At 59.7% G+C, this 20,979-nt stretch carries 15 protein-coding genes, 4 tRNA genes, 1 other RNA gene and 2 pseudogenes; 5 read left to right on the top strand and 17 right to left on the bottom strand.

What is annotated here, in order from left to right:
- Positions 1 to 124 precede the first annotated feature (124 nt).
- Positions 125 to 328, bottom strand: coding sequence for a lipoprotein (locus D7I37_RS07960; RefSeq protein ID WP_083950381.1), 204 nt, complete (start codon positions 326 to 328; stop codon positions 125 to 127).
- Positions 329 to 406: 78 nt separating this feature from the next.
- Between D7I37_RS07960 and cyaY the strand changes: the two genes are divergently transcribed.
- Positions 407 to 727, top strand: coding sequence for an iron donor protein CyaY (gene cyaY, locus D7I37_RS07955; RefSeq protein WP_061798838.1), 321 nt, complete (start codon positions 407 to 409; stop codon positions 725 to 727).
- 37 nt (positions 728 to 764) lie between these two features.
- On the opposite strand, the gene D7I37_RS07950 is transcribed toward cyaY, so the two are convergent.
- Positions 765 to 3,317, bottom strand: a complete 2,553-nt coding sequence (locus D7I37_RS07950) for a class I adenylate cyclase (protein ID WP_129543522.1) — start codon at positions 3,315 to 3,317, stop codon at positions 765 to 767.
- Between the two features lie 316 nt (positions 3,318 to 3,633).
- Between D7I37_RS07950 and hemC the strand changes: the two genes are divergently transcribed.
- Genes hemC through hemY form a run of 4 tightly spaced genes read left to right on the top strand, consistent with a single transcriptional unit; the run spans position 3,634 to position 7,657 of the window.
- Positions 3,634 to 4,575 (top strand): hydroxymethylbilane synthase, encoded by a 942-nt coding sequence (hemC, locus tag D7I37_RS07945; RefSeq protein ID WP_061798842.1) that lies wholly within the window; start codon positions 3,634 to 3,636, stop codon positions 4,573 to 4,575.
- Positions 4,572 to 5,312: a uroporphyrinogen-III synthase gene (gene hemD / locus D7I37_RS07940; RefSeq protein ID WP_061798843.1), complete on the top strand. Its 741-nt coding sequence runs from the start codon at positions 4,572 to 4,574 to the stop codon at positions 5,310 to 5,312. Before hemC ends, hemD begins: the two co-directional genes overlap by 4 nt.
- A 23-nt stretch (positions 5,313 to 5,335) precedes the next feature.
- A complete protein-coding gene (gene hemX / locus D7I37_RS07935; RefSeq protein ID WP_061798845.1) occupies positions 5,336 to 6,460 on the top strand; it encodes a uroporphyrinogen-III C-methyltransferase in 1,125 nt (374 codons plus the stop codon).
- Between the two features lie 3 nt (positions 6,461 to 6,463).
- On the top strand, positions 6,464 to 7,657 hold the full coding sequence (gene hemY / locus D7I37_RS07930) for a protoheme IX biogenesis protein HemY (RefSeq protein ID WP_095094998.1): 1,194 nt from the start codon (positions 6,464 to 6,466) through the stop codon (positions 7,655 to 7,657).
- An 831-nt stretch (positions 7,658 to 8,488) separates the two neighbouring features.
- Here hemY and D7I37_RS07925 read toward each other — a convergent pair.
- The 15 genes and pseudogenes from D7I37_RS07925 to wzzE all read right to left on the bottom strand — a co-directional run bounded on the left by D7I37_RS07925 (position 8,489) and on the right by wzzE (position 20,968).
- Positions 8,489 to 8,617, bottom strand: a non-coding RNA gene (locus tag D7I37_RS07925) — RtT sRNA.
- A gap of 32 nt (positions 8,618 to 8,649) precedes the next feature.
- Positions 8,650 to 8,726: transfer RNA gene (locus D7I37_RS07920), tRNA-Pro, on the bottom strand.
- A 76-nt stretch (positions 8,727 to 8,802) separates the two neighbouring features.
- Positions 8,803 to 8,889, bottom strand: a tRNA-Leu gene (locus D7I37_RS07915).
- A gap of 43 nt (positions 8,890 to 8,932) precedes the next feature.
- A tRNA-His gene (locus D7I37_RS07910) sits at positions 8,933 to 9,008 on the bottom strand.
- A 59-nt stretch (positions 9,009 to 9,067) separates the two neighbouring features.
- A tRNA-Arg gene (locus tag D7I37_RS07905) sits at positions 9,068 to 9,144 on the bottom strand.
- A 135-nt stretch (positions 9,145 to 9,279) separates the two neighbouring features.
- Positions 9,280 to 10,682 (bottom strand): annotated as a pseudogene (locus D7I37_RS07900) (amino acid permease).
- A gap of 363 nt (positions 10,683 to 11,045) precedes the next feature.
- Positions 11,046 to 11,786, bottom strand: coding sequence for a lipopolysaccharide N-acetylmannosaminouronosyltransferase (gene wecG, locus D7I37_RS07895; protein ID WP_061797976.1), 741 nt, complete (start codon positions 11,784 to 11,786; stop codon positions 11,046 to 11,048).
- 14 nt (positions 11,787 to 11,800) lie between these two features.
- Positions 11,801 to 13,171, bottom strand: coding sequence for an ECA oligosaccharide polymerase (gene wzyE / locus D7I37_RS07890; RefSeq protein WP_061797957.1), 1,371 nt, complete (start codon positions 13,169 to 13,171; stop codon positions 11,801 to 11,803).
- Positions 13,168 to 14,253 (bottom strand): TDP-N-acetylfucosamine:lipid II N-acetylfucosaminyltransferase, encoded by a 1,086-nt coding sequence (locus D7I37_RS07885; protein ID WP_061797956.1) that lies wholly within the window; start codon positions 14,251 to 14,253, stop codon positions 13,168 to 13,170. The genes wzyE and D7I37_RS07885 overlap by 4 nt, the downstream gene beginning before the upstream one ends.
- Positions 14,250 to 15,500 (bottom strand): lipid III flippase WzxE, encoded by a 1,251-nt coding sequence (wzxE, locus tag D7I37_RS07880; protein WP_061797955.1) that lies wholly within the window; start codon positions 15,498 to 15,500, stop codon positions 14,250 to 14,252. The genes D7I37_RS07885 and wzxE overlap by 4 nt, the downstream gene beginning before the upstream one ends.
- A 1-nt stretch (position 15,501) precedes the next feature.
- On the bottom strand, positions 15,502 to 16,632 hold the full coding sequence (rffA, locus tag D7I37_RS07875) for a dTDP-4-amino-4,6-dideoxygalactose transaminase (protein WP_061797954.1): 1,131 nt from the start codon (positions 16,630 to 16,632) through the stop codon (positions 15,502 to 15,504).
- Positions 16,619 to 17,350: a dTDP-4-amino-4,6-dideoxy-D-galactose acyltransferase gene (rffC, locus tag D7I37_RS07870; RefSeq protein WP_061797953.1), complete on the bottom strand. Its 732-nt coding sequence runs from the start codon at positions 17,348 to 17,350 to the stop codon at positions 16,619 to 16,621. The genes rffA and rffC overlap by 14 nt, the downstream gene beginning before the upstream one ends.
- Positions 17,351 to 17,442: 92 nt before the next feature.
- Complete coding sequence (gene wecC / locus D7I37_RS07865) at positions 17,443 to 18,705, bottom strand: UDP-N-acetyl-D-mannosamine dehydrogenase (RefSeq protein WP_061797951.1); 1,263 nt, start codon at positions 18,703 to 18,705, stop codon at positions 17,443 to 17,445.
- A complete protein-coding gene (gene wecB / locus D7I37_RS07860) occupies positions 18,702 to 19,832 on the bottom strand; it encodes a non-hydrolyzing UDP-N-acetylglucosamine 2-epimerase (protein WP_061797950.1) in 1,131 nt (376 codons plus the stop codon). Before wecB ends, wecC begins: the two co-directional genes overlap by 4 nt.
- Positions 19,833 to 19,916: 84 nt before the next feature.
- Positions 19,917 to 20,968: pseudogene (gene wzzE, locus D7I37_RS07855) on the bottom strand (ECA polysaccharide chain length modulation protein).
- Between the last annotated feature and the right edge of the window lie 11 nt (positions 20,969 to 20,979).

The following is a 20,979-nucleotide window of genomic DNA, read 5'->3' as shown; positions in this document are numbered from 1 at the left end:
ACTCCGCTATCTGGACGCGCTACCCCCTTCATCCTTCAAGCTGCGCGCCGTTGGCGGCAACTTGAAATCTATTGGGTTCATCCGTCTTGGTTTTGCGGCGGCGCCCGCCACCGCAAACAAGGGGTTACTGGTCGGTCATCGACGGTTTCTGCTGAATGGCAGAAGGCTGCTGCTGATTTTTCTGCACCTGCTCCGTTTGCACCGGCGTCGCGGCCGGTTTTTTATCGGCGGGATCGGCGGGCGGGAAGTACAGCGGGCCCTTCAGGCCGCAGCCGGCAAGGCCGGTGAGCATAACGGTCAGCAGCGCATAGCGTAGTTTTTTTTTCATTTGCATTAATGCCTGTAATTCATGCGTCCAAGGTCTCTATAATCGCAGGTGGATCATGAAAAGCAATAGGAATTGAATATGAACGACAGTGAGTTTCACCAGTTGGCTGACCAGCTGATGCTGAATATTGAACAGACGCTGGACGATTTTGACGGCGATTCTGACATCGATTACGAAACCAATGGCGGCGTGATGACGCTAAGCTTCGAGAACGGCACAAAAATTGTCATCAACCGCCAGGAGCCGCTGCATCAGGTCTGGCTGGCCACCAAAACCGGCGGCTATCACTTCAACTACCGCGACGGCGTCTGGCTGTGCGATCGCAGCGGGCAGGCTTTTTACCCGTTGCTCAGCGAAGCGGCCAGCGCGCAGGCCGGCGAGGACGTCGTTTTTTCCTGAGGCGTTGCGGGGCTCGGTGCGCTGAGCCCCTGCGGCGTCAATGCAGCTGGAACTGCTGTTTCAGCGGCTGAGCGGCGCCATCGGCCAGGGTGACGCACAGGCTCGACAGCACGTTGCTGCGGAACGGGATCACCTGGGTGCGGCCGTCGAGCTGCACGATTTGGTAGAACTGCGGCAGGTTGAAGTTGATAAAGCTGGAGCCGTAGGTGAAGCGGTCGTGCGAAGAAGAGTAGAAGCGGCTGACGTCGCGCACCAGTTCCTCTTTGCTGCCCTCGCAATGGTGATAAACCTCGACCCGGTTCGACTCGTCCAGAATATAGATGTTGAAGCCCTTGTCGTCCGAGGTGTCTTCGAAGAAGAACTGAATAATCCCTTCGCTGGCGAAACCGTCCACCACCGGCGGCAGGTGCACCTGGTCGGTTTCCACTTTAATCGACAGGCCATGCAGCTTGTTGTTGGAGATGGCGCCGTAAAACTCCACCGCATTTTCCAACTTCTGCACCGATACGCTCAGGCGTTCGAAGAACAGGCCCCAGGTCTGGCCGGACACCCGCACCGCTTTGAAACGGCCCGGCTCCAGGCGGGTGCTGGACAGGCGCAGTTCAATGCACTCCGACACCAGTTGCTGGATGCGGGTGCGGATCAGGCCGCGCAAATGCTGGCTGTAGCAGAACACTTCCACCGATTCCGGCGGCGCGGCGTCCTGATGCATTTTGCCGAGGATGGTCTTCAGCGCTTCCAGCACCGACTGTTCGCCGCTGAAATGCAGGGTGCGCACCTCGTTCCACGAGTTGCGGTACAGCAGATCGATGCTGCCCACCAGGCACTGCTGCTGCTGGCCGAAGCTGAACACGTCGAGCTTGCGGAAATCGAAATGCACCACCTGATTGCGGAAGGCGGCGGTCGGATCGTTTTCCAGATTGACGATGATCGCCAGATGGCGAATTTCGCACGGGCTGTACAGCGCTTTCGGCGTCGGCGCCGCCAGCCGCAGCGGGAAATGATGGGACACGTCGGCCACCAGCTCCTGCAGCTTGGCGGTGTCGCACAGGTTGCCGCTCTTGATGTGCAGGCGGGTTTGCGGCGTCAGCAGGCCGTTGAAATAGGCCCAGGCCACCAGCTTGTTCAGATAGCGGTTATATTCCAGCGGCTGATGGCTGACGATCGAGTCCATGGCCGGCGCCTGGTTGTACAGGTACCAGCCGGTGCGGTTGGCGCGGCCAATCGGCACGTGGATAAAGGTTAAATCGTTTTCGGACAGGTCCGGCGAGATCTGCGGGTTCACCAGCGTCACCTTGCCGGGCAACGCCTCAAACGCCGCGTACAGCTTGCGGGTCAGCACGCCGATGTCCTGCGGACTGGCGCTGACGCTGAGGTTGTTGCGGCGGGCGAAGCGGATCAGGTTGCGATAGCTCTGCATCATCGCATCCAGCAGTTCGTTATGCGCTTCGCGCACCCGTTCAATCTTCCAGTTGGCGCGGTTGTCCAGCATCGCCAGCCGTGCTTCGTCCCAGCCCCATTCGCTCACCAGCTGGCTGAGGATCTCGCGACGCCAGCCGACGCAGGCCTTGGCCAGCGACAACTTTTCATAAACTTTCAGGTAGAAACAGCGGCGGACCAGATCGAGGCGGGTGGTGTCGTTGATTTGGGTCAGGTAGTGGGTGACCCGTTCGAGCATCATGCAGTAGGCATCAAGGCCGAAACAGACGATCTCCCCCTGGTGCAGGCGACTTTTGATGTCCATCGCCAGCAGTTGGGTATTGGGGTATTCCCAGGAGTAGGCCTCCAGCAGCAGGGTTTTCAGCACCGCCTTGTAAGGCGAATCGATGCTTTTATACAGCTGCCACAGGCTGGCGCCGAAATACTCTTCCGCCGACAGCGTGCTCAGGCCGCCGAGATCCAGCCATTCGTTCGGCGTCAACGCGCCCTGCGCGTACAGCGACAGCACGTATTCATCGTAATGCGCTTCTTCTTCGCCCGGCACCATGTTCCACAGGATGCGTTTACCGGCCAGGCGCACCGCGGTGCGGTAGAATTCGTCCAGCAGCAGGATATGTTGGGTGGAACCGCAATCCTCGCCGCCGAGGCTGCCGCTTTCGTTGTGGCGGAAGCGGTTTTCATCGATCAGGAAGAAGCTGACTTCCACCCCCATCGAGGCCGCCCACTTTTCCAGCAGGCTGCATTTTTGCTGCAGGCGGTTGCGTTCTTCGTTGTCCAGCCAGGACTGGTGGCATACCCAGATGTCGAGATCGGAGCTGCAGCTCTGGCCGATCGAAGAGGTGCTGCCCATCGAGTAAACGCCGGTAATCGGCAGCTCGCCGCTGGCCAGTTTGTCAAACGGGCTGCCCCATTTGTCTTCTAAATCATTAAGGTAATCTTGCTGGGTTTCATCAGGCGTGTAGAGGCAAACGCCGTGGGGAACGTTACCGTTCAGATAACCCGGCATCAGGGGGTGGTGGTGGTGCAGTAAGGTAGGCAGCAGACTGTATACCCGTTGAAACGCGGGCTTCATGGCCGCTAGGGCGCGATCGACTCGAAGTTGATTGATCGCATCCAGTCTCTGCTTCAATGTCTCGATGTAGAGGTACAAGACGTCTCGCCTGATTATCCCGGTGTTTAGAAAAAAACCCGTATTCCATAAGCGCCGTTAGTGTTGGAAGAATATTTGGCGACTTATTGCTGGAAACGTGATCAATTTAACACCTTGCTGATTGACCGTAAAGGAGGTAACGCTTCACTATTATTGTAGCGCTTCCCTAAACGATTTACCCGCAGTGTTAGCTGCCCCAAAACACATCACACGTCCCGTTGATTCCGTTGTCCTTTTTCCGCCCCCGGCTTCTTGCACTGACAGTATTGACTCGCAGTGGTAGGATGGATGGCGAATTATAAAAACGGTAACAAGCATGTTAGACAAAATTATTCGAATTGCCACCCGACAAAGCCCACTCGCGCTTTGGCAAGCACATTATGTGCAGCAACGTCTGATGGCCAGCCACCCCGGATTGCAGGTTGAGCTGGTGCCGATGGTGACGCGCGGCGACATTATTCTGGATACGCCGCTGGCGAAGGTCGGCGGTAAAGGACTGTTTGTTAAAGAGCTCGAGCTGGCGCTGCTGGAAGGCCGCGCGGACATCGCCGTTCACTCGATGAAAGACGTGCCGGTAGATTTCCCGGCCGGCCTGGGTTTGACCACCATTTGCGAACGCGACGATCCGCGCGACGCATTTGTATCCAACCGTTTCTCCTCGCTCGATCAACTGCCGCAGGGCAGCGTGGTCGGCACCTCCAGCCTGCGCCGCCAATGCCAGCTGCGCGAGCGCCGCCCCGATCTGATCGTGCGCGATCTGCGTGGCAACGTGGGCACCCGCCTGGCGAAGCTGGATAACGGCGACTACGACGCCATTATTCTGGCGGTGGCCGGGCTGAAGCGCCTGGGCCTGGAGCAACGCATTCGTTGCCCGCTGAGCGCCGAGGAATGCCTGCCGGCGGTCGGCCAGGGCGCCGTGGGCATTGAATGCCGCCTCGACGACGACGTGACGCGCGCGTTGCTGGCGCCGCTGAATCACGCCGCCACCGACACCCGCGTGCGCGCCGAACGGGCGATGAACACCCGGCTGGAAGGCGGCTGCCAGGTGCCGATCGGCAGCTATGCCGAACTGGACGGCGACAGCCTGTGGCTGCGCGCGCTGGTCGGCTCCCCGGACGGCAGCCGGATGGTGCGCGGCGAACGCCGCGGCCCGGCGGCCGACGCGGAACGCATGGGCGTCGAGCTGGCGGAAGACCTGCTGGCGCGCGGCGCGCGTGAGATCCTGCATGACGTTTATCAGGGAAATCCCCCGGCATGACGATCCTGGTAACCCGCCCTTCCCCCTCGGGAGAACTGTTGGTGAGCCGACTGCGCGCACTCGGCCGGGTTGCCTATCATGCCCCCTTGATTGATTTTGCCCCCGGCGGCGATTTGCCGAAGCTGCCGCCGGCGCTGCAGCAGCTCGGCCCCGGCGATCTGGTGTTCGTGCTGTCGCAGCATTCGGTGAACTACGCCGATTCGGTCATCGGCCGCGCCGGGCTGACATGGCCCGCCCATCTGGCCTATTATGCGATCGGCCGGGCCACCGGGCTGGCGCTGCACCGCATCAGCAGCCTGCCGGTGGAATACCCGCGCGAACGCGAAATCAGCGAAACGCTGCTGATGCTGCCGGCGCTGCAGAAGCTGGGCGGCAAGCGGGCGATGATCCTGCGCGGCAACGGCGGGCGCGAGCTGCTCGGCGACACTTTGCGCGAGCGGGGCGCCGACGTCAGCTATTATGAATGTTATCAACGCAGCCCGGTGCACTATGACGGCAGCGAACAAAGCGCCCACTGGCAGCGCGCCGGCGTCGATACGCTGGTGGTGACCAGCGGTGAAATGTTACAACAGTTGTATACTTTAGTTCCTGATTACTATCGCTCTTCGTGGCTGCTGCGCTGCCGCCTGGTAGTAGTGAGTGAACGTCTGGCTACCCTCGCCCGGGAATTGGGCTGGAGCACCATTCGGGTAGCTGATAACGCCGATAATGACGCGCTGATCCGCGCGCTAAAATAAACCTGACTATGGGATGTGCCACTATGACGGAACAAAATACCCCATCCGCCCCGGTTGAAGAACCAACCCCGGCGGTTGAGAGCCCCCAGCAGCCAGCCGCCGATCGCCGTAAAGGGAAAAATACCGGCCCGGTGCTCGGCGCCATCGCCATCGTGCTGGTTATCGCACTGGGCGCGGGCGGCTATTACCACACCCACCGGCAGGCGCAGGCGCTGATCGCCGCCAACCAGTCGCTGCAGCAGCAGCTGGACGGGCTGAAACAGAGCCAACAGCAGGAAAGAAGCGCGCTGGAAGGCCTGCTGCAACAGCAGGGCAAAACCCTGGACGCCGCCGATCGCGAGCAGGCGACCCTGGCGCGCCAGCTGAATGAACTGCAGGAAAAAGTCGCGACCATCTCCGGCAGCGACGCCAAAACCTGGCTGCTGGCGCAGGCCGACTTCCTGGTGAAAATGGCCGGCCGCAAACTGTGGAGCGACCAGGACGTCACCAGCGCGGCAACGCTGCTGAAGAGCGCCGACGCCAGCCTGGCGGACATGAACGACCCGAGCCTGATCGACGTGCGCCGCGCCATCACCGATGACATCAGCACCCTCTCCACCCTGACCCAGGTGGACTTCGACGGCATTATCCTCAAGGTCAATCAGCTGTCCAACCAGGTGGATAACCTGCGCCTGGCGGACAACGACACCGACGAAGCGCCGATGGATCAGGACAGCAGCGAGCTTTCCAGCTCGATCGGCGAATGGCGGCAGAATCTGACCAAAAGCTGGCACAACTTTATGGCCGACTTTATTACCATTCGCCGCCGCGACGCCAGCGCCGAACCGCTGCTGGCGCCAAACCAGGATATCTACCTGCGCGAAAACATCCGCTCGCGCCTGCTGGTGGCCGCACAGGCGATCCCGCGCCACCAGAACGAAACCTACAAGCAGTCGCTGGAAACCATCTCCACCTGGGTTCGCGCCTACTTCGACACCACCGATCCGGCGACCAAGGCCTTCCTCGAAGAGCTGGACGCGCTGAGCCAGCAGTCGATCTCGATGGACGTGCCGGATCAGCTGAAAAGCCAGCCGCTGCTGGAAAAAGTGATGCAAACCCGGGTGCGTAATCTGCTGTCGCAGTCCCCTGCCGCTCACCAGGAGGGATAAGCCATGTTACGCGTGTTATTTCTGTTCCTGGTGCTGATCGCCAGCGTGGTGCTCGGGCCGATGTTGGCCGGGCATCAGGGTTACGTGCTGATCCAGACCGACAACTACAATATCGAAACCAGCGTCACCGGCCTGGTGATCATGGCGGTGCTGCTGTTTGTGGTGCTGCTGGCGATCGAATGGATCCTGCGTCGCATCTTCCGCACCGGCGCCCGTACCCGCGGCTGGTTTATCGGCCGCAAGCGCACCCGCGCGCGCAAACAAACCAAGGCCGCGCTGATCAAGCTGGCGGAAGGCGATTACAAGCAGGTTGAACAACTGCTGACGCGCAATGCCGACCATGCCGAACAGCCGGTGGTGAACTACCTGCTGGCCGCCGAAGCCGCCCAACAGCGCGGCGACGACTTCCGCACCAATCAATATCTGGAGCGCGCCGCCGAGGCCGCCGACACCGACCAGCTGCCGGTGGATATCACCCGGGTGCGCATTCAGCTGGCGCAGGGCGAGAACCATGCCGCGCGCCACGGCGTCGATCGCCTGCTGAATCAGGCGCCGCGCCATCCGGAAGTGCTGCGCCTGGCCGAACAGGCCTATCTGCGTACCGGCGCCTTCGCGTCGTTGCTGGAAATCCTGCCGTCGATGCGCAAAATCGATCTGCACAGCGAAAGCGAGCTGCAGGCGTTGCAACAGCAGGCCTATATCGGCCTGATGAACCAGGCGATGGCGGACGAAGGCAGCGACGGCCTGAAACGCTGGTGGAAAGATCAGAGCCGTAAAACCCGTCACGAAGTGCCGCTGCAAATCGCCATGGTGGAACACCTGATCGAATGCAACGACCACGAACTGGCGCAGGAAATCGTGCTGGACAGCCTGAAGCGCCAATACGACGAGCGCCTGGTGTTGCTGATCCCACGGCTGAAATCCGGCAATCCGGAGCAGCTGGAGAAGGCGCTGCGCCAGCAGGTCAAACAACATGGCGCAACGCCGCTGCTGAACAGCACGCTGGGGCAGTTGCTGATGAAGCATGGCGAATGGCAGCAGGCGGCCGACGCCTTCCGCGAAGCGCTGAAACAGCGGCCGGATGCCTACGACTACGCCTGGTTGGGCGACGCGTTGGAAAAACTGCATCGCTCGGATGAGGCGGCGCAGGTGCGGCGCGAAGGGCTGATGCTGACGCTGAAGCAAAACGGCGAATAACGCGGCAGTGTATTGTCTTCAAGGCGTGCCCACTGGGCGCGCCTTTTTTATCCGCTTTATTCTCTGGCCAGGGCATACAAACGCAGCCAACACTGATACGGCTCCAAGTACGGCAATTATATATACCCAAAATAATTGGAGCTGAATCAAGGCGGCAAGTTTGTAAATCCCCAGGAGCTTACTCAGGTAAGTGACTGGGGTGCACAAACGCAGCCAACACAGATACAGCTTCAAGTATGAAGGGGATAGGCAAAAAAAAACACTTGCCGCGGTGGCAAGTGTATAAAGAAGCAATCAGGTCTAGGACAACAGGGGCGGTGCCTCACTCAACGTTATGCCCTGAGCGTGATGACGGCTTGTGTCATCGGTCTCTTGGGCAATAGGCACCCTAAATCGGCTCTGCGTCATTCCCAGGGTTTATGAAGCCTAAGGCGAACATAAGAGGTGGAATGAGCATCTACGATATAGATATTGCACTTGGCGTGCCAACTTTGGCGTTCGAGCCGCCACAACGTAAAAAAAACCGCACCACATTGAAATAAAAAGACTTTTATTTTCAGAGCGGTTTACCCCTCCTCCCCCCTGCCTGCCGGCGAAGACCTGCCGCGGCAAAACGTGTCGCCTGATAACGACGACTTAAGTCAAAGTGATTTTTATCGAACAAAATCAAAAGATTATATGTCTCAAACTGACGACAAAGCCTGATGCGAGCGTCGCTGAAAACCAACGCCGGGCGCAAAAAGCAAAAAACAAAAAGCCCGCTCATTGCCGAACGGGCTTTGCTTAAACTGCGGGCGTAAAAAAACCGACTTTCGTCGGTTTCTTTGAATGTGGTCGGCGAGAGAGGATGACGCGCATCTGCGATGCTTGCCCTGCGGGCCGTCGCTAAAGCAACGTGGTCTCGCTGCGCTCGGCTCAAACCTCCTTCGGAGGTTCTCATCCTCATAAACTACAGGCGTAAAAAAACCGACTTTCGTCGGTTTCTTTGAATGTGGTCGGCGAGAGAGGATTCGAACCTCCGACCCACTGGTCCCAAACCAGTTGCGCTACCAAGCTGCGCTACTCGCCGATTTCTTGTTGCTGATACTATCGATTTATATCGCTTATGTCTATGTAAATATTATATTTATTAGACATTTTGTGTGTGGTGCGAAGAGAGGGACTTGAACCCTCACGTCCGTAAGAACACTAACACCTGAAGCTAGCGCGTCTACCAATTCCGCCACCTTCGCACAATCACAAAACAGCTTACAAACCTTCACTTCTCGCAGGAAGTGGGGTGGCTAATGGGACTCGAACCCACGACAACTGGAATCACAATCCAGGGCTCTACCAACTGAGCTATAGCCACCATTACTTCTAAACTTCACGCGGTAATACTACCACCGCAGCTCTTGCACACAAACTTAATGGTGCGCCCGACAGGATTCGAACCTGAGACCTCTGCCTCCGGAGGGCAGCGCTCTATCCAGCTGAGCTACGGGCGCGTAGCGCCGTTGCGGGAGGGGATACTACGGATTTACTCTAATCCTGTCTAGTGCTTTTTCGCAGAAATGTTGCGTTTGATTACGCTTTGCTCACTCCCGCGCAGGAAAGCGCTATCCGCAGCCCCTTTTCACCGCTTATTGCTGCGTTTCCGCCTGTTTTTCAGCCGGATGATGTTTCTTGTGCATCCCCAAAGCGAAGTAGCACAGGCTGACGCCCGCCAAGAAAATCGCCCCGACCAACAGAGAAACTCGCGTATCCGGGTTGATTCCCATGCCAACCAGCACGCACAGCAGAAAAGCGATGGTCAAATAGTTCACATAAGGGAACATGATCGACTTGAAGCCGTGAGTTTTGATCGCTTCTTTATGGGCGCGGCGGAAGTACAGCTGGCTGATCAGCACCACAAACCACGGCACCATGCCCGGCAGCACGCTGGCGCTGTAGACATAGACGAACACCTGCTGCGGATTGGGAATGATGTAGTTCAACCCGGACCCCGCCAGCAGGCAGCCGATGGTGACGGCGATGCAGTTCACCGGCACGCCGCTGGCGGACACTTTGGTCAACGCGGCCGGCAGCTGACGATTCTTGGCCAGGGCGTACAGCATGCGCCCGCCGCTGTACATGCCGCTGTTGCAGCCGGAGAGCGCGGCGGTCAGCACCACAAAGTTGATGATGCCGGCGGCGGCCACGATGCCAATCTTGGCGAAGGTCAGCACGAACGGGCTGCCGGCGGTGCCGATGCCGTTCCACGGGAAGATGGTGACGATGACGAAGATGGCGCCGACGTAGAAGATCAGAATGCGCCACAGGATATTGTTGATCGCGCGCTTCAGCGTGATCTGCGGGTTCTTGGCCTCGCCGGCGGTGATGCCCACCAGCTCGACCCCCTGATAGGAGGCGACCACGATGCACAGCGCAAACAGGAAGCCTTTCCAGCCGCCGGCAAAGAAGCCGCCGTGGGCGGTCAGGTTGGCGAAACCGACGGGTTCGCCGCCGTTGCCGAAGCCGAAGAAAATCACCCCCAACCCCACCAGGATCATCACGATGATGGTGGTGACCTTGATCATGGCGAACCAGAACTCCAGCTCACCGTACAGCCGCACCGCCGCCAGGTTGGCCAGCGCCACCATCGCCACGGCGATCAGCGCCGGCACCCACTGCGGGATTTCCGGGAACCAGAACTGCACGTAAACCCCGATGGCGGTGATTTCGGATATGCCGACGGCGATCCACATAAACCAATATCCCCAGGCGGTCAGGTAACCGAAGTAGGGACTCATATACTTATGCGCATAAACGGCGAAGGAACCCGCCACCGGCTCGAGGAACAGCATTTCCCCCATCGAACGCATAATAAAGAACACGAACAGCCCGGCGATGATATAGGCCAGCAGCACCGACGGCCCCGCCCACTTCAGCGTACTCGCAGAGCCCATAAACAGGCCGACCCCGATGGTGCCCCCAGAGCGATCAGCTCGATATGCCGGGCCTCGAGCCCCCGGTGTAGTCCTTGCGGTTTTTCTTTGTGTGCCATGAGTCCTCAATAATTTTTCGGGTTGTGCTTGCCTGCCGGCCGCCGCCGGTCGTTATTGTTGTTATGAAAAGAATAAATCATCCCCTGCCGATCGGGTTGGCATCAACGGGTAGTCGGAGCGATCTTGCGGCGAGAAGAACCTCGTTCAGCGCCGTCGCAGCAGGCGCCAGCGGCCAGGGATAATTTCCGGGCGGTATCGTTTCGCATTTTGCCGCTATAAGCAAACCGCAATTTAAAACTTTATGGAATAAATGAGGGAGTGTTTAGGGCCGGGGGTTATAGATATGCGGGTAAAACGTTTAAAAAGCAGATTATTTATCCCGTTGGGCCTGCCGGAGCGGCACTTTCCGCCCCGGCCGCCGCTTACATCTTGCCGCGGTAGTAGTAGCCGACAAATTTCAGCAGCTTCAGCTGGCGGCCAATGCGGCTGGGCTGGCTGAGCAGCCGATAAAGCCACTCCAGGCCCAGATTCTGCCAGACCTTGGGCGCACGCTTCACATGGCCGGTAAACACGTCGTAGGTGCCGCCGACGCCCATATACAGCGCCTGCGGATGCACCCTGCGGCAGTCGCGCATCAACATCTCCTGCTTCGGCGACCCCATCGCCACGGTGACGATAGCCGCCCCGCTGGCGCGAATGCGTTCAAACAGCGCCTGGCGCTGTTCCGGTTGGAAGTAACCGTCCTGGCTGCCCACCAGGTTGACGTTCCACTGGCTGCGCAGCTTCTGTTCGGTTTCCGCCAGCACCTGCGGCTTGCCGCCGATCAAAAACACCGGCGTGCCTTCGCGGCCGGCGCGCTGCATCAGCGCTTCCCACAGATCGGCGCCCGCCACGCGAGACACTTCGGCGCCCGGGTACTTGCGGCGGATGGATCGCACCATGCTGATGCCGTCGGCATATTTGAATTCCGCCTCATCCAGCAGTGCGCGCAGCGCCTGGTCTTCCTCCGCCTTGAGGATTTTTTCGGCATTCATCGCCACCAGCGTGCCCTGCTTTACCCGCCCGCCGTCGAACAAAAAGTCCATGCAGTGCGCCATATCGCGGAAGCCCCACAGGCTGAAACTGCGCAGCTCATACTTCGGGACCTCAATCTTTGCTTCCATCTTGATCATTACCCTTACAAAAGACCGTTGGCCTGCGGAGGCGGCGCTGCCAAGGAGCGCGAGCGCCGCGCCCGGGCCTTGATCAGCCCGGCGGTATCAAACAGCCAGTACAGCAATTTCGCCAGCACCAGACAGGCGCCAAAAATAATGCAGAAGAACACCACGCGTGAGACGAATGAATCGACGCCCTCACGCGCCAGCACGATCATGTTGAACACCGCCCCAAAGCAGAAGCCCTGCAAAATGGCCGCCTTGTAGCGGTTCGGTTCGGTTTTGCCCAGCTCATACAGCCAGTCGAACCACTTGATGATCATGCCGACCAGCACCGCGCCAAGCGGGATAAACAGCGCGCCGCCCATCACCACCAGCGAGCCGATCAGCGTCGGGGAAATCGCCAGGCCGGAATGGTTGTTCAGCACTTCCCAGGTAAAGTAGTTGGCGGAGTTCAGCACCACGTCCGGCCGCCCCGGCCACAGCCAGGACGGTATGAATACGTAGAAATCACGCAGGATCGGCGCCAGGCCCTGGAAATCAATCTTGTCGTAGTTTTGCAGCAGCAGCGCCAGGTTCTCCCACGGCGAGAAGGTGTCGCGCGTCAGGTAGAGGAAGGTGTAAAACGCCTCGGCGCCGCTGACGTCCAGGCTGTAGCGTTTCAACGCCAGCCAGAACATGCCGACGATGCCGAAAATGCCCGCCGCCGCCAGCATCCACAGCGTGATCCAGCCGCGGACGATGCCGATAAACAGGAACAGCGCGAAGGCGATGATGATGTTGGCGCGGGTGCCGCCGACGATCACGTAGGTCAGAATGCCAAACGCCACCGTCGCCACCAGGAAGAAGAACCAGGCGCGCAGGTCCTGCCGCAGGAAATACACCACCAGCATCGCCGGGATAAAGAAGTAAAAGAAGCGTTTGAGCGCCACGCCGGACACGTCGCTGGAGAAAATCTGGCTGTAAGAGTTCAGCTTGAACAGCAGGAAACCGTTCTGCATAAAGAAAATGCCTACGGTGCCAATCGCCACCAGCGCCAGCAGCACCCAGGTCAGGTGGGTCTCCACCCGATTCATGGTAAACAACGGCGCTCGCGGCTGGGCACTGCGCGTGCGCAGCCGGGTTTTATAGCTGACGTAATAGATGGCGTAGAACGCCGTGGCGGACAAAATGGCGTACAGCAGAAACTCGACCGGCACCACCTCGACGTCGAACTGAAACACCAGCAGGCAGGTCAGCGGAAAGCCGAAGTAAAACGTCAGCAAATACAGCACCGAAAAGAACACGTTGAAGTTAAAGCGAATGCGCCGGAACTCCTGATAGGTCAGCGTCAGGATAAACAGCACGCTGACCAGGTAGACCGCGAACAGGCCGCCAAACTGCGCCAGCGTCATGAGGCTTCTCCCGCCGCCAGCGCCAATGCCTGTTGCCAGCCATCGATGAAGTTCGGATTAAAGAAAGCGATGGCCTGTTGATCCACCGACGCCAGCTGGCGCTGCGCCTCGCGCACCACCGCTTCGTCCAGCGAATCGCCGTAAAACAGCACCGGCAGATGCTGTTCCGCCAGATCCTGCCAGAACGGGTTTTGTCGGCTGAGCACAAAAGGCACGCCGAACTGGATCAGCAGGCACAGCGTACCTATGCCCTGCTGGCGGTTGAAGATGAAGTAGCCGAGATCGCATTCGCGCAGGATATTCAGGTAATCCTCGAACGCCACCTGCTGCGTCAGCAGCTGCAGGTTCTTTTCGCTGAACAGCTGCAGCCCGGCGGCGCGCACCTGCTCAATGTAGGCGTCGTTGTTGGCCGGATAACCCATCGGCAAGATCACGCGCACCTCGGCGCCGAACTGCTGATGAATCGCCTTCAGCGCCTCGATATGCCGGTTGGTGCGATCGCCGGAGTTGCCCACCAGAATGGTCATCGGGCCGGCCAGGTTTTTCTCCACGCCGATCCCGGTCAGCGCCGGATCCATCCGCGTCGGGAAATACAGCAGCGAAGCCGGCACGCGCGCATGGCGCTGCTGGTAATGGGCCACATCGCCGCGGGTGGCGAACACGTTGGCCACCCGCCCCTGCGCGATGCGGCGCAGCAGATAGAACAGCCGGTATTTCCAGCTGGTGGCGTCTTCATACAGATCGGCGCCCCAGATATGCCAACTGACCTGCCGCGCTTTGATCTTGCCGCTCAGCAACGCCAGCCACAGCCCGGGGTTGAACTGGCCGTGCAGAAAGAAGCGCGCGTCGCGATCGGCCTGGGCGCGGGCGATCACCGCCTCCGCCAGGCTTTTCTTATCCGCAAACGGCTCGATGCTCAGCGCGGGGAAATCGCCCAGCGCCGCAACGTCTTTAGCCGCCACCATAAAATGGCGCGTCTGTTCCGACGGCAGGCGCGGCGCCAGCACGTCGTTGAAGAAGCGCAGCACCGTCTGATTGTGATGCGGGATGTCAGATCCCAGTACGTGAATCAGTGTGGTCATACTCGTCTACGATAAATAAGGAATACGCAGCTACAGAGCGTGAAATACACGATGTAGGTTGCCATATAGGCCTGAGCCGCGCCGAGCGCGCCGTGCAACGGTATCAGCCAGTGCGAGAACAGCGTCAGCAGCAGGAACTGGCTGACCTCCGTCAGGATATAAAAACGCAGCGACGCCTTGGCGATGACCAGATAGCCGAACACGTAAGCGCCGACTTTCAGCACGTCGCCGACCAATTGCCAGGCGAACAGGTCGCGCATCGCCACAAACCGATCGGAAAACAACAGCCAGATGGCGAAATCGCGCAGCAGCCACACCGTAAAGCTCGCCGCCGCCACCGCCGGCAGCACAAACTTCAGCGAACGCACGATCTCCTGCGAGATGGCGCCCTTATCCGTCAGCCGCGACAGCGTCGGCAGCAAATACACGGTGAACGAGGCGGTGATAAACTGCAGGTAAGCGTCGGAGATGCTGCTGACGCCCTGCCAAATGCCCACTTCATCCCAGCTGTAATGCGCCGCCAGCAGGTTTCGCATCATCACATAGGCCACCGGCAGCGTCATCGAGGTGATCAGCGCCATGATGGTGAACTTGCCGAGATTGCCGGCGACCGCTTTATCCCACGCCAGCGCCAGGTAACGCAGCGGCAGGGTTTTGCGCCGCCACAGCATCAGCCCGGCCGGCAGCACCACCAGCGCAGGCACCAGCGCCAACCCGGCCAACGCGCCTTCATAGCCGCCCAGCTTAAAGCACAGGTAATAGGCCACCACGCCAATCAGGCTGCCGCCGATCACCGCCAGCGCGTTGCCCAGCGCATCGCGATAGCCTTTCAGCACCGCCATAAACAGGTTGGCGTAGGCGATGCCCATCTGGATAAACGCCACCGCTCGCACCACGCCGACGTAATCGGCATGGCCGAACAGAGCCACGCCGATCGGCTCGGCGGCGAACAGAAATACCAGCGCCAGCAGCGTCGAAAAGCCCAGTACGATGCTCGATGCGGTGCCCACCGCCAGCCGCAGCCGCTGCGGATCCTGGTGATACTCCGCCACATACTTGGTGATGCCGTTAAAAATACCGGCGCCGGACAACACGCCCAGCACGGTGATCAACTGGCGGAAGTTGCCCGCCTGCCCCACGCCGCTGGGGCCAAACGCCACCGCCAGCAGTTTCACCACCAACAGCCCCACGCCAATTTTGATCAGCGTGGAGCCGGCGGTCCATATCGATGCTTTTGCCAACGACATATCAGGCGAAGAAGCTCAAAATAGTATTGATCACCGTACGCTGATTGACATCGGACATATTGTAGAACAGCGGCAGCCGCACCAGGCGTTCGCTGTCTTTACTGGTATGACGATCTTCGCCGGCAAAGCGGCCGAACCGTTCGCCGGCCGGGCAGGCGTGCAGCGGGATATAGTGGAACACCGACATAATCTCGGCCTCTTTCAGATAGTTGATAAAGGCCGTACGGTCCTGCATATCGCGCAGTTTGATATAAAACATATGGGCGTTGTGCACGCAATCCGCCGGGACGCTCGGCAGCTCGATGCGGCCGGCCTTGGCCAGCGGCAGGAAGCTGTCGTAGTATTTTTTCCACAGCGACAGGCGGCGCTGGTTAATCGCGTCGGCCGCTTCCAACTGGCCCCACAGATAGGCCGCCTGCAGATCGGCCATCAGATAGCTGGAACCGATATCGCGCCAGGTGTACTTGTCTACCTGGCCACGGAAAAACTGGCTGCGGTTGGTGCCTTTTTCGCGAATGATCTCCGCCCGGTCGATCAGCGCCGGGTCATTCACCAACGTCGCGCCGCCTTCGCCGCCGGCGGTATAGTTTTTGGTTTCATGGAAGCTGAAACAGCCGATATGGCCGATGGTGCCCAACGCTTTGCCTTTGTAGGTCGACATCACGCCCTGAGCGGCGTCTTCCACCACGAACAGGTTATATTTCTTCGCCAGCGCCATGATGGTGTCCATCTCGCAGGCGACGCCGGCGTAATGCACCGGCACGATGGCGCGGGTTTTATCGGTGATCGCCGCTTCGATTTTGCTTTCATCGATGTTCATGGTGTCCGGCCGCACGTCGACAAACACCGCTTTGGCGCCGCGCAGCACGAAGGCGTTGGCGGTGGAGACAAAGGTGAAGCTCGGCATGATCACTTCATCACCCGGCTTGATGTCCAGCAGAATGGCCGCCATCTCCAGCGAAGCGGTGCAAGACGGCGTCAACAGCACCTTCGGGCTGCCGAAGCGTTGTTCCATCCACTGCTGGCAGCGGCGGGTAAAGCCGCCGTCGCCGCACAGCTTGCCGCTGCCCATGGCAGCCTGCATATAGTCAAGTTCAGTGCCAACAACCGGTGGTGCGTTAAATGGAATCATGTCTACCTCTGTATAACCAATACGCGGTGCTTTCTATGGCGGCACCGTGCCTTTGATAAAGCCGTAACGCGGCGATATTGCCGGTCTGGGTCGCAACCCGCAGATGCCGCAATTGACGCTGCGCGCACCAGGCGATGGCCGCATTCATCAGCCGCGAACCTATGCCCTTTCCTTCCGCCCCCGGGAATGCGGCCAATAAGCCAATCCGCGCCTCTCGATCGCCGGTGTCCCGCAGGCTGACAAACCCGGCGGGCCGCCCATGCTCATCAAGCGCCAGCAAACATTGATGATCAAACGTCCCCAGCACGGCTTTTTCGATCCACAGCGCATAAAAACGGCCGCTGTCCTCAATCCGATACCAGGGGGAGCGAAAACGGCTGGCGGCGAAAACCTTGCCCGCCGCAGCGCGCAAGGCGGGTATATCTGCCTGGATCGCAGGGCGAATCGCCGTCAGGGGGGCGTCATCAGATAAAGCACTTTCCATGCCAACCGGCAGTTTCAGGTCGATTTCCCCCTCCGCCAGTTGAAAGCCCACGCCCGCTAACGCATCGATTAAATCCAGCCGCTGGGCCGGGATCTTGGCCTGAACCAGCGAAAAGGCGTCCAGCTCAGCGACGGTCAACGCCGGCGCGGATGCGTTAATGTCGAGCTTGGCGCTATTCAGCCTGAAAAACTCACTTTCCCAAGCCAGCGGTTCAACTGAAGCATGCAGATGCATATGATTAATCCCCGGCGTCGCCATCGGACCGAATATCGCGGCAGCAGGCGCCTCTCGATAACGCCTTGCGCCGCTCGCGCAATGGGCTGAAATCAGCGCCAAACGCCCTTGGTGTCCACCACCCAGGTTTGTTTTATCTCTTCCGGCCGAATGGCCTTGAACTGCTGGTGATCGACCAGCATCACGATCACGTCCGCCTGCCGCAGCGCATCGGCGATGCTTTTCAGCGTCACCTGCCCGGCCAGCGTTTTCGGCAGTTGCTCAACATTCGGCTCAACCGCCAGCGTCTCCCCAACGTGCCAGTCGGCGATCAGGTGAGCGACTTCCACCGCCGGGCTTTCGCGCAGATCGTCGATATTCGGCTTGAACGCCAGGCCGAAGCAGGCGATCTTCACTTCAGACGCGCGCTTGTCGGTAGCCGCCAGGCAGTCCGCCACCGCCGCCTTGACGCGATCGACCACCCACAGCGGTTTGCCGTCATTCACCAGCCGCGCGGTGTGGATCAGGCGCGCCTGCTGCGGATTCTGCGCCACGATAAACCAGGGATCGACGGCGATGCAGTGGCCGCCGACGCCAGGGCCCGGCTGCAGGATATTGACCCGCGGATGGCGATTCGCCAGGCGGATGAGTTCCCAGACGTTGATGCCCTGATCGGCGCAAATCAACGACAGCTCATTGGCAAAGGCGATGTTCACGTCGCGGAAGCTGTTTTCCGTCAGCTTGCACATCTCTGCGGTGCGGGAGTTGGTGATCACGCACTCGCCTTCGAGGAAAATCTTGTACAGCGCGCTGGCGCGCTCGGAGCATCTCGGCGTCATGCCGCCGATCACCCGGTCGTTCTGGATCAGTTCAACCATCACCTGGCCAGGCAGTACGCGCTCCGGGCAGTAGGCGATATTCACATCGGCCGCTTCGCCGGCCTGCTGCGGGAAGCTGAGATCGCTGCGCGCTTGCGCCAGCCATTCCGCCATCTGTTCGGTGGCGCCCACCGGCGAGGTAGACTCGAGGATCACCAGATCGCCGCGCTTCAGCACCGGCGCCAGTGATTTGGCCGCCGCTTCGACATAGGCCAGATCCGGTTCATGGTCGCCTTTGAACGGCGTCGGCACCGCGATCAGAAACGCATCCGCCGGCAGGGGTTGGCTCACCGCCTGCAGATAACCGCCGTCGACCGCGTCCTTCACCACTTTATCCAGATCCGGCTCAACGATATGGATCGCGCCGCGATTGATGGTGTCGACCGCATGTTGGTTAACATCTACGCCCACCACTTTTTTCTTGCGGGAAGCAAACGCCGCCGCCGTTGGCAGACCGATATAACCCAGGCCGATAACCGAAATAGTGTTAAAACTCATAGTGTCACCTGATGATTCTTTAAAGCTTCGAGGATACGCTGGCAGGCATTGCCATCACCGTAGGGGTTATGCGCCCGGCTCATCGCATGGTATTCATTCTTGTCGGTCAGCAGCCGGGTCACCTCATCGACGATTTTAGTCACGTCGGTGCCCACCAGGCGTACCGTGCCCGCATCGACCGCTTCCGGACGTTCGGTGGTGTCGCGCATCACCAGCACCGGCTTGCCCAGCGACGGCGCCTCTTCCTGAATGCCGCCGGAGTCGGTCAGGATCATATAAGCGTTGGCCATCAGATAGACGAACGGCAAGTAATCCTGCGGGTCGATCAACATGATGTTGTCGATGCCTTTCAGGATGCGGTTGACCGGCTCGCTGACGTTCGGGTTAAGGTGCACCGGATACACTACCTGCACATCCGGATGGTTGCGGGCGATCTCCGCCAGCGCGCTGCAAATGCGTTCAAACCCGCCGCCAAAGCTTTCGCGACGGTGGCCGGTTACCAGGATCAGCTTCTTGTTGGCATCGAGGAACGGGTAGCGCTGCGCCAGGCTCGCACGCAATTCGGCATCGCCCATCACCCGATCGCGCACCCAGAACAGCGCGTCGATCACCGTATTGCCGGTCACGAAGATATGATCGTCCGGCAGCAGCTCACGCAGCAGGTTCTGGCGCGAGTTTTCCGTCGGCGCGAAGTGATACATCGCCAGATGGCCGGTCAGTTTGCGGTTGGCCTCTTCCGGCCACGGCGAGTAAAGATCGCCGGTGCGCAGCCCCGCCTCCACGTGCCCGACCGGAATGCGTTGATAGAACGCCGCCAGGCTGGTCGCCAGCGTGGTGGTGGTATCACCGTGCACTAACACCACGTCCGGTTTGAACTCTTCCAGTACGCCTTTCAACCCTTCCAGAATGCGGCAGGTGATCTCACTCAAGCCCTGCCCGGGCTTCATGATGTTCAGATCGTAATCCGGCACGATTTCAAATAGCCGTAATACCTGATCCAGCATCTCCCGATGCTGCGCCGTTACGCAGACTCTTGATTCAAAGGCTTCATCCTGAGCCAGGGCATGTACCAGCGGCGCCATTTTGATGGCTTCAGGTCTGGTGCCGAAAACAGTCAACACTTTCACAGCGAATCTCTTTTGGTCGGTTAACCGCAGGCGTACCTGCGAATTGGGCGCTTACGCGCCCATCAGCGAATTATTATATTATTTTTAATTACGCGGCCGACGCGCCAGGGCAATGCCTGCGCCAACCAAAGCGCCCATCGCGCCCCACAGAATCAGCCAAAATACCCGTCGTGGGCTGTCGCGTTTTACCGGTTCTTCCGGCGTGCGCAAATAGCGGTAAGTCTGAAACTTCTCGTCCAGCGTCGGGCCAACGTTCAGCGTCGCCAGCATCGCGCGGTTCTGATCGTAATCCAGGTCGTAGGTCGGGCCGGAGGCCTGCAGGCCTTCCAGGCGCGCCTGCAGCATCGGCTTGCCCAGCAGGAACAAGTCGGAGTCCGGCAGCTGCTCCGCCGGCGTGTCGGTCTGCGTGCGGCTGATGCCCTGGGTTTCGGCGATTTTCAGCGCCAGCTGGATGGTATTGAGCTCACGCTTGTAGACCGCTTCCGCTACCGCTTCCTGACGCTTGACCTGCGCCTTCATCGAGGTGGTCCGGGCCGCCCAGGCCCCTGGATCTCTTCGTTCAAATGCAGGGCCGCGCGGTGGCTGGCGAAGGCGACATACTGGCGCAGCAGACGGTTGGCGTCCGCCGCCGTTTCGGCCGTCAGCCTTACGCCGTCGTTTGGCGCCTTTTTGTCGTCGCGCGGGGTAAATTGAATATTGTTGATCAGCTCGTCGAGCATGGCCGCATCGGCGCGGGCATCCCCTTCCTGGCGCTGCCGGTAATAATCGCTCTGCAGCCAAAAATCACGACGCGTATCGTAAGCCGCCAGCTGCATGATGAATTCATTATAGGCTTCGTCGGCGATGCCCGGCTGCTCGCTGGCGACCGCCGGCAGGGTCCGCACGTCCAGATTGCGCAGGAACTGCTGCTGCGAATAATAACCGCCCAGCGCATTGACCGTCGGCCTGTCGGTAATCGCGGCCGCGCTCCACTCCTGCTTGACCAGATAGGACACGACAAGCGCCACCGCGGCGAACAGCACCGCAATGCCGATAATCCAGGGCTTGCCGCGCCACAGGGTACGGAACAGGCCGCGGATATCGAGTTCGTTATCCACCGCCGGGGTATTCTTGTCAGACGTTGTTTCTGGATTCATCACTGCCCAAA

Source organism: Serratia sp. 1D1416 (genome assembly GCF_003641105.1).
Classification (GTDB): domain Bacteria; phylum Pseudomonadota; class Gammaproteobacteria; order Enterobacterales; family Enterobacteriaceae; genus Serratia; species Serratia ficaria.
This window is presented reverse-complemented; position numbering and strand designations above follow the sequence as displayed.